This window comes from Streptomyces sp. NPDC055078 (assembly GCF_053607985.1).
On sequence record NZ_JBSGUP010000666.1, the window covers coordinates 1 to 4,469 of the forward strand.

The 4,469-nt window shown below is 73.3% G+C and carries 2 protein-coding genes and 1 pseudogene; all 3 read right to left on the reverse strand.

All coding sequences use genetic code 11. From position 1 onward, the window contains the following. A pseudogene (locus ACWF94_RS34415) lies at window positions 1-218 on the reverse strand (hypothetical protein); the annotation flags it as partial. Beyond that, window positions 215-2,116: a glycosyltransferase gene (locus ACWF94_RS34420; RefSeq protein WP_453497774.1), complete on the reverse strand. Its 1,902-nt coding sequence runs from the start codon at window positions 2,114-2,116 to the stop codon at window positions 215-217. The gene ACWF94_RS34420 and the pseudogene ACWF94_RS34415, both read right to left, overlap by 4 nt. Window positions 2,117-2,986: 870 nt before the next feature. Continuing rightward, a complete protein-coding gene (locus ACWF94_RS34425; protein WP_453497777.1) occupies window positions 2,987-4,207 on the reverse strand; it encodes a DUF3152 domain-containing protein in 1,221 nt (406 codons plus the stop codon). Window positions 4,208-4,469: the final 262 nt, after the last annotated feature.

Genomic DNA, 4,469 nt, shown 5'->3' on the forward strand with positions numbered 1-4,469 from the left:
TCCCGGTGCCGGTGCATGAGCGCCTTGACCGGGTCGGCCGGGCCGCGCCGGGGAGCGGCCCGCTCGCGCGGCGCCTTCGCCACCGGCCGCGCCAGCAGCGCATCGGACCTGGCGTCCCAGCCGCCGGGGCTGACGGGCGGCCCGGGCTGATCGAGCGCGGGCGCGCCGGGGCCCGGTCCCCGGGTGTGCGCCGGGTCGGTGAGAGGGGAGGTGGTCATGCGCGTGCCTCCTTCGCGGTGCTGCTGACCGTGCCGGACCGCGGGGCGCGGCCCCCGGAGCCCGCGTACGTCTCCGGACTCGCATACGTCCCCGGGCCCGCGTACGTCTCCGGACCCGCGTACGTCTCCGCCCCGGCGCTGACGCCCGTCCACTCGACCGGAACGTAGGACTCCGCCGGGTGGGCGAACGGCATGGGTTCGCCGTCCGCGTCGACCACATCGCGCCGCACCGGGGAGCGCGAGATCAGCTCCAGGTAAATGCCGCGAAATGCCATGAGGTTCTGCTCGACCGTGAAGAGTTCCAGCGCACGGGCGCGGGCCGCGGCGCCCAGGAGGGCCGCGCGCTCCGGGTCGCGCAGGAGGGCGAGGCAGGCGTCCGCGAGGGCGCGCGGGTTGCGGGGCGGTACGACGAGTCCCGTACCGCCGATGATCTCGACCACCGCGCCGACATCCGTGGAGACGGTGGCCCGCCCGCAGAACATCGCCTCGACAAGACCGGCCGGGAAGCCCTCGACAACGCTCGACAGGACGACGACTCCGCCGGCCGCGTAGGCGTCGGCGAGTTCGGGAGCGGCGGGACCGCCGATCTCCTCGAAGGAGACGGGGCTGTCGCCGACGGCGTGGGCGCCGGCCGCCTCGTCGGGGAAGAGCTGGGCCGCCAGCGCCTCGCAGTGGGCCAGATAACCGGCCGCCTCCGGCCCCGGTGCGGGCGTGCCGAACAGCCGCAGCCGGGCGCGCGGCTCCTCCTTGCGGACCTCCGCGAAGGCGTGGAGGAGCGCGATGAGGTCCTTGGCCGGCTCGATCCTGCCGACCCAGACGACGGTGTACGGATCGCCGTCGTCGTCGCTCTCCCCCACCGCGGCGAAGCGTTCCGCGTCCATCCCGGGGTGGACCGTGCGCAGTCGGGCACGGTCGGCGCCGCACTTCTCCTGCCAGCGGCGGGCGTGGGAGTTCCCATGGGTGATCAGGGACGCCTGGTCGTACACCTCGGCCGCGAGCCGCCCGTGGAAGGAGGCGAGCAGGGTGCGCACGGGCACGCTGGGCCCGGCGCCACCGGAAGCGGCATCGGAGGCCGCACCCGTGGCGTATCCCGAGGGGGAACCCGAGCCGGCACCCGAGGCGTATCCCGAGGAGGAACCCGAGGACCCCGAAAAACCCGAGGACCCCGAAAGACCCGGGGAACCCGAGCCGGCACCGGCCGCGAGATAGCGCGCGCGCAGTTGGACGCCGTACTCGGTGACCAGCAGCGGAACCCCGAAGAAGCGTTTGGCCAACAGGCCGGGCAGGGCCGCCGGTCCGCTGGAAGCGGCATGGCACAGATCGACCGCGCCGAGGCCGTCGTCGCCGTACCAGTCGAGGGAGAGCGGGCGCAGCGCGCGCTCCAGTTCGTCGGCGAAGGCGAGATAGTCCGGGACGGTGGCGGAGTGCAGGGCGCGGCGGGCGCCCCGGGCACGGCAGGCGGATTCGATGGCGCGTACGGCGGGTTCGGAGCGGAGGGCGGCGGGGAGTCCGCCGCTGTCGCGGGCGAGTTCGGCGAGTCCGTACAGCCCTTCGGCGAAGCCCTCGCGGTCAGCGCAGATCGCTGCGGCGAGCGCCTCGAAGTGGCCGAGGAAGCGTCGGCGGTCACGCCGCCCGTACGACCGCCGCCCGAGGAGGTCCCTCGGCGCCCGGCCGCCGGTCCCGTCCCCGGGCACCCCGAGTTCGGCGGTCCGTACCCGTCGCACCTGCGGCGGGTGGGGTCCGCCGGCTTCCCGGTCGTCGTCCCGTCCGGCGCCGCGGATCAGCGTGTAGATGTCGAACTCATGCCGGTCGAGCCCGTGTACGAGCCGGTCGCACCACAGCCTGGACTCACCTGTCGCATACGGATAACCACCGTCCGTGAGCAGTCCGATCCGCACCGAGCGCACCCCCGATCTCCCTTGTTGACGGCCGCCGTTGTCCGGCGACACGCAGCGGAACGACGGTAAGCCGGTACGACCGTGGCGCGATGGACGGTTGTCCGTCGCGCCACCAGAAGGGGTGAATGCACGTAACTTTCGCACCCCCGTAGCGTTCTGTCGCGCTACAGGGACATTTAGTCACGGAGAGTCAGGCTGCGGCCAGGCCCTTATGGCCGGACAGCGGACCCGCCCGGCTCCGGTCAGGGGTCGGGCCGCAAACCCCGCCACCGCCCATCCACCGCTCACCGCATGGCGGGATATGACGGACAGTTGAGGTAACCGAACCAGATCTCATGCCGTACTCCGATATCGGACAGTCCCGAAACAGCCCGAACGGCCCGAACAGTCAGGCGGAGCGGACGGCAGTCGACGGCAGTGGGCAGCGGGCGGCCGACGGCATCTTGTGGCCACCATCCGGTGACCACAAGATGCACACGGAAACAATGAATGCCCAGGCCGGTGGCCGACGCGGGGGCCAAGAGGGGATACGACGGGAGGGGATACGAAGTGATGCGAACGCCCGTGCGCAACGCGGGGCGCCCCGCCCGTACACGACGCCGGGCGCAATCGGCGGAAAGCCGGAGCGGGCGGTGCGCACCCGGCCGGCACCGGCGACCGCGAATGCCGCGCACCGCACCCGGTCGCGACCACGGGATCGGATCGGGGCCGCCCGTACGGCAGTCGGGAACGGGGTACGGCGGCCCGCCGCCGGTGTACGGCCCGCCGCCGGTGTACGGCCCCTCACCGCCGGTGTACGGCCCGCCGCCGTGTCCGCCGGACGGGCACCCGCTCCCGGGGCGGCGCGGACGCCCGCCCCGGGGGGAGCGATCAACGCCCGGGGTACGCCCAGGGGTTGGGCAGGCACGTGACCCCGTCGATGTCCAGGGACTTCGTCTGCTGCTGCATCACCGGCGCGGGCTCGCCCTCGGTGCGGCAGTTCACATGGCCGTGTCCCAGCCGGTGCCCGACCTCGTGATTGATGAGCATCTGCCGGTAGGCGTACATGGCCTTGGGGCCGTAGGTCTCCGAACCCTGCGCCCACCGGAAGGCGTTGACCATCACCCGGTCGGTCGCCGCGGAATCACAGCTGACATTGTCGTCCGCCGTATTCAGACCGGATTTCTCGCACCAGATATGTGTGGTTCCGGGACTCGCGAGAGTGATGACGAATTTCGGCTCGCCGGATGAGATCCGCTCGAATGTCTGCGCGCCGTTGTTCGCCCAACTGCGGTTGTCGTTCAGCGTTCTCTGCACGGCTTCCGCGAAAAGCGCGCCGTCCATTCCGAGGCCCTTTTCGATATCCACCCGGTAGGGGATCCTGGTGCCCTTGCCCGGTGCCCTGGCGAATCCCGGTACGACCTCGAATGAACCGTCGGCGGTCAGCTCCGGATCGATCGGGAACCGAGTGGCCATCAGTTGCTCATAGGTGGCGGGGACGGCCTTCCGCACCTCGGCTGGTGCCGGTGCCCGGTCCCGTCGGTCGTCGGAGCGGGAGACGGAGCCGTCCTCGTCGCCGCGGTCCTGGCCTGTGGCGGGCGCGGCCGGCTTCTTCCCGGCGTCGGCCGTGACCTGCCCGGCCACGACGACCGCGAGCACGGTGGTGACGGCCGCCGCCGCGATCCCGGTGAACGTCCGTCCCTTGCCGCCGTTCCTGGGGCGCGCAGCGGGTGCCCGGGTGGCGCGGCCGTGCCCCGGCCGCGCGGGCTCGGACCCGACCGCACGGTCACCCCCGCCGTCACCCCCGGCATCAGCGCCGTGACCGTCATCAGCGCTGGGACCGCTCTCCCGCTGACCGCCGTCCCCCTGACCGCCGTCCCGCCGGGTGCCCGGGACGACGACGGGGGCACCGTCCGCGTGCGCGCCCTCGGGCCAGGCGGTGACGGAGGCATACGGATCGACGGCCCCGGGCCGGCCTGAGCCGTCGAACGCCTCGATGAAGTCCCTGCGCGGTCCCGGTATCCGGGCGCCCGACGCCATGGTGCCCGGGGTGGGCTGCAGGCGCTGGGTCCCCGGCCAGTCGCCGCCCTGCCCGATACCGCCCTGCCGGATACCGCCCTGTCCGGTCCCCCAGCCGCCGCCCGCCTCGCGCTGTTCGGGGTGGCCGCCACGGGCCCCGGGCGGACCGTACCCCGAGGTGGTGTGTTCCGTACCGGGCGCGGCACGCCTGCGCCGGCCGTTCCCGCGCACGGACGGCGCGGACGGCGCGGACGGCGGGGAGGAAGCCGCGGACGGCGCGGACGGCGGGGAAGCCGCGGAGAGACCGGTGGCGTAACCGGCGTGGGAACCGGTGTCGTAGGGATCGGCGCCGGGT